The sequence below is a fragment of the Mycobacterium sp. NAZ190054 genome, assembly GCF_001545925.1.
Classification (GTDB): domain Bacteria; phylum Actinomycetota; class Actinomycetes; order Mycobacteriales; family Mycobacteriaceae; genus Mycobacterium.
Genome location: NZ_LMVQ01000297.1, coordinates 1 through 4,425, shown reverse-complemented (window position 1 = coordinate 4,425; position 4,425 = coordinate 1). Strand labels below are relative to the sequence as shown.

General features: G+C 69.9%; 6 protein-coding genes. 5 read left to right on the top strand and 1 reads right to left on the bottom strand.

Translation table 11 applies throughout. The annotated features are described in order from the left end of the window. The 3 genes from ASJ79_RS19425 to ASJ79_RS19415 form a co-directional block, all read left to right on the top strand. Positions 1–296, top strand: a 296-nt coding sequence (locus ASJ79_RS19425) for a Nif3-like dinuclear metal center hexameric protein (RefSeq protein WP_197420286.1), incomplete at its 5' end; no start/stop codon positions are given. Between the two features lies 1 nt (position 297). Continuing rightward, positions 298–1,035, top strand: coding sequence for a zinc ribbon domain-containing protein (locus ASJ79_RS19420; RefSeq protein WP_067958668.1), 738 nt, complete (start codon positions 298–300; stop codon positions 1,033–1,035). Beyond that, the gene (locus tag ASJ79_RS19415) at positions 1,032–2,111 is read left to right on the top strand and encodes a bifunctional RNase H/acid phosphatase (protein WP_067958665.1); all 1,080 of its coding nucleotides are present in this window, start codon (positions 1,032–1,034) and stop codon (positions 2,109–2,111) included. Before ASJ79_RS19420 ends, ASJ79_RS19415 begins: the two co-directional genes overlap by 4 nt. On the opposite strand, the gene ASJ79_RS19410 is transcribed toward ASJ79_RS19415, so the two are convergent. Further along, on the bottom strand, positions 2,102–2,683 hold the full coding sequence (locus ASJ79_RS19410; RefSeq protein WP_067958662.1) for a helix-turn-helix domain-containing protein: 582 nt from the start codon (positions 2,681–2,683) through the stop codon (positions 2,102–2,104). The two genes, ASJ79_RS19415 and ASJ79_RS19410, sit on opposite strands and share 10 nt — an antisense overlap. Before the next feature lie 46 nt (positions 2,684–2,729). Here ASJ79_RS19410 and ASJ79_RS19405 point away from each other — a divergent pair, with 46 nt between their 5' ends. Beyond that, the gene (locus tag ASJ79_RS19405) at positions 2,730–3,632 is read left to right on the top strand and encodes an NAD(P)/FAD-dependent oxidoreductase (RefSeq protein ID WP_067958660.1); all 903 of its coding nucleotides are present in this window, start codon (positions 2,730–2,732) and stop codon (positions 3,630–3,632) included. Beyond that, positions 3,629–4,252, top strand: a complete 624-nt coding sequence (locus ASJ79_RS19400; RefSeq protein ID WP_067958658.1) for a bifunctional 2-polyprenyl-6-hydroxyphenol methylase/3-demethylubiquinol 3-O-methyltransferase UbiG — start codon at positions 3,629–3,631, stop codon at positions 4,250–4,252. The genes ASJ79_RS19405 and ASJ79_RS19400 overlap by 4 nt, the downstream gene beginning before the upstream one ends. Positions 4,253–4,425: the final 173 nt, after the last annotated feature.

Here is a 4,425-nt window from a genome sequence, read left to right as displayed (position 1 = left end):
GCGATCCCGACGCGATGGTGTCCCGCGTCGCGGTCTGCGGTGGCGCCGGGGACTCGCTGCTGGCGGAGGTGGCGGCAGCCGGGGTGCAGGCCTATGTCACCGCCGATCTGCGCCACCACCCGGCCGACGAACACCGTCGCGCCTCGGACGTCGCGCTGATCGACGCCGCGCACTGGGCCACCGAGTTCCCGTGGTGCAATCAAGCCGCGGCGTTGCTGCGCAACCACTTCGGCCCGTCGTTGCCGGTCACGGTGTCCGACGTGCGCACCGATCCATGGAATGTCGAGGGATGTTGACGTGAAAGCCTCAGTGGCACAACAACAGTTGCTCGCCGAGCTGGCTGAGCTCGACGCCGGGCTCAGCCGCCTCGAGCACCGGGCCAAGAACCTGCCCGAGCAGAAGACGGTGGAGGAGGCCCAGGCCGCCCACCGGGAAGCCGGCGACCGGCTGGCGGCACTGCAGATCGCGCTGGCCGACATCGACGCCCAGATCGCGAAGCTGGACACCGAGATCGACGGCGTGCGGCAGCGCGAGGACCGCGACCGGGCGCTGCTGGAGGGTGGCACCGTCGAGCCCAAGCAGCTCGCCGATCTGCAGCACGAACTCGAGACACTTCAGCGGCGCCAGGCCAGCCTGGAGGACTCCCAGCTGGAGGTCATGCAGCGGCGTGAGGATCTCGCCGCCGATCAGTCCCGGGCGCACGCCACGGTCGCCGAGCTGCAGTCCGCGCTCGACGACGCGCAACGCGCATGCGACCTCGCCCGGACCGAGCTGACGCAGGCCAGGGAGCAGTCGGTGGCCCGGCGTACCGAACTGGTCGCGGCGATCGACGACGAACTCGTCACGCTCTACGAACGCCAGCGTGCGCGCAGCGGCGTGGGCGCAGGTGTGCTGCAGGGCCGCCGGTGCGGAGCGTGCCGCATCGAGATCGACCAGGGAGAGTCCGCGCGGATCGCCGCGGCTCCCGAGGACGAGGTGCTGCGCTGCCCGGAGTGCTCGGCGATTCTGTTGCGCGTCAAGGCATCTCGTACATGAGAGTGATCGTCGAGGCCGACGGCGGGTCGCGCGGCAACCCGGGGCCCGCGGGTTACGGCGCGGTGGTGCGGTCGGCGGACCGCGCCGCGGTGCTCGCCGAGGTCGGAGCACCGATCGGCACGGCCACCAACAACGTGGCCGAATACCGCGGCCTGATCGCCGGGCTCGAAGCCGCCGCCCAGGCCGGTGCCACCGAGGTCGAGGTCCTGATGGACTCCAAGCTCGTGGTGGAGCAGATGTCGGGGCGCTGGCGCGTCAAACACCCCGACCTGGCGCCGCTGCACCAGCGCGCCCGTGACCTCGCGGGCAGGTTCGACCGCGTCGGCTACGCATGGATCCCACGGGCGCAGAACAGTCACGCCGACCGGCTCGCCAACGAGGCGATGGACGCGGCGGCGACCGGGGAAACCCCGGCCGCCAGAACGGAAGTCGTCACCAACCCGGCCGGCTGGACGGGAGCCACCGGCGCGCCGACCCGGCTGCTGTTGTTGCGTCACGGGCAGACCGAACTGTCGGTGGAGCGCCGCTATTCGGGCCGTGGCAATCCCGAGCTGACCGAACTCGGTGCCCGGCAGGCGGACGCGGCGGCCCGCTATCTCGGCGAGAAGGGCGGCGTCGACGTCGTCGTCTCCTCGCCGCTGCAACGCGCCCACGACACCGCGACGGCAGCGGCCAAGGCGCTGGGCCTGGACGTGGACGTCGACGAGGACCTGATCGAGACGGACTTCGGTGCCTGGGAGGGCCTGACGTTCCTCGAGGCCTCCCGACGCGACCCCGAGTTGCACCGGCGCTGGTTGCGCGACACGTCCGTGCCGCCGCCCGGCGGGGAGAGTTTCGACGCCGTCGCGACGCGGGTGTCCCGGGCGCAGCGGCGGCTCGTCGCCGAGCACCCGGGCCAGACGGTCCTGGTGGTGTCCCATGTGACACCGATCAAGACGCTGCTGCGGATGGCCCTGGATGCCGGGCCGGCGATCCTCTACCGGCTGCATCTGGATCTGGCGTCGCTGTCGATCGCGGAGTTCTATCCCGACGGCGCGGCCTCGGTGCGACTGGTCAACCAGACCGCCTACCTGTGATCGCCGTGCATGTGCACGCGTTCTCCGTGCAGGCCGAACAGCGCGATGGCCTCCACCGGGCCGTCGACGACTCCGAACCAGTGCGGGGTCCACGTCGAGAACTCCACGGCTTCACCAGGTTTGATCGTGAAGTCCCGGTCGCCCAGCATCAGGCGCAGGTGCCCCGACAGCACATACATCCAGTCGTGGCCTTCATGGACCGGTAGCTCGGCGGGCGGGGTGCGCCTGCGGGCGCTGACCCGGATCTTGTAGGCGTGCAGCCCGCCCGCGGGACCCTGCCCGGTCAACGGCCAGAACGTGATCTGGTTGTGCGTGTGGGACGCCCCGCGGACGCGCGGGTCCTCGATCTCGGGGGAACGCAGCAGTTCGTCGGTGCTGACCGACAGCGCGGACGCGAGCCGGGGCAGATGGTCGAGCGCGAGGCGACGTTTGCCGGACTCCAGCCTGCTCAGCGTGGAGACGTCGATGTTCGACCGGGTGGCGACATCCTCGAGCGTCATACGGCGCTGCATGCGCAGATCCCGCAGGCGTCGCCGCACCCGGACGTCGACGCTCTCATCATTTGCCTCCATGGCAAATCACCTTGGCATTCGCTCGCCGCCGGTGCAAGGTCGTGTCATGGACGAAATGTGGGACTGCGTGATCGTCGGTGGCGGGGCGGCCGGGTTGAGCGCCGCGCTCGTGCTCGGCCGGGCGAGGCGGCACACCCTCGTCGTCGACGCCGGCGCGCAGAGCAATCTCGCCGCGCACGGAATCGGCGGGTTGCTGGGATTCGACGGCGTGCCGCCCGCCGAGTTCTATGCGCAGGGGCGCCGTGAGCTGAAGCGGTATCCGAGCGTGCAGGTGTGCGACGGTGAGGTGGTGAGCGCGGCGGCCGGCGCCGGATTCACGCTGGGGCTCGCGGACGGCAGCACGGTGCAGACGCGACGGGTGTTGCTGGCCACGGGGATGCGATACCAGTCGCCGTCGATCCCCGGACTGGCCGAGCTGTGGGGCCGGTCGGTGTTCCACTGTCCGTTCTGCCATGGCTGGGAGGTTCGCGACAGTCCGCTCGCGGTGCTCGCGGACGGGGACCGTGCTGTGCACATGGCCACGCTGCTGCGTGCCTGGAGCGACGACGTCGTGCTGCTTACCAAGGACCTCGCCGACGCACACCGGTCGCGCCTGGCCGAGGCCGGGGTGACGGTGGACGACCGGACGGTGGCCGAATTGTCCTCGGCCGACGGCGAATTGGAAGCGGTGGTCTTCACCGACGGAACCAGTCTTGCGCGGCGCGGGCTGCTGGTCGCCACGACGCTGCACCAGCGCTCCGCACTTGCCGCCGAACTGGGCGTGAAATTTGCTGCGCCGGGCCCGGTTTCGGTGGAGGCGGTCGAAGTGGACGGAATGTACCGGACGTCGGTCCCCGGCGTGTTCGCAGCGGGGGACACCTGCGCACAGATGCCGCAGGTGGCGGCCGCGATCGCGGCCGGGTCGGCGGCGGCAGCATCGGTGATGGCGAGTTTTCTGGAGGAGCGATGACGACATCTGAGGTCAAACAACACTGGGAGGACCGGTACGCCGAGCGGGACCGGATCTGGAGCGGTCGGGTGAACCGGTGGCTGGCGGAGGTCGCCGGCGCCGAAAAACCGGGCCGGGCATTGGATCTCGGGTGCGGTGAGGGCGGTGACACGGTGTGGCTGGCCGAGCAGGGCTGGCAGGTCGTCGGGGTGGACATCTCCGACACCGCGCTGGGCCGGGCGGCCGCGGAGGTGGCAAAGCGCGGACTGACGCAGCGGGTGCAGCTCGTCCAGATGAATCTGTCGGAGACGTTCCCGCCGGGCACCTTCGATCTGGTGTCGGCGCAGTTCCTGCAGTCGTTGGTGCACCTGGACCGGGAGCGGATCTTCGCCGCGGCCGCACGCGCCGTGGCGCCGGGAGGGCTGTTGGTGGTCGTGGATCACGGTGCGGCGCCGCCGTGGGCTCCGCAGCATGTGCAGGACCACGTCTTCCCGACGGTCGACGAGGTGCTCGCCACCATCGACCTCGGCGAGGGACGGTGGGATCAAGTCCGCGTCGAAGCGGTGACGCGGGAAGCCGTCGGTCCGGACGGTCAGCAGGCCGAGCTCATCGACAACCTGATCGTGTTGCGCCGGATCTGATTCTTGTCGGACGTCGGGTGTAGCGTCGGTGGCATGTTCGAAAGTTTGTACTGCTTATCTGCTTAAGTGGACTAGCAGCGATCAGAATTCGCCGTAGGTATCGCTGGTGATGAATTCGGTGGCATCGTCGTTGGACGAGAACGGCTCTGACGTGCGGCTGACAAGCTCACTCA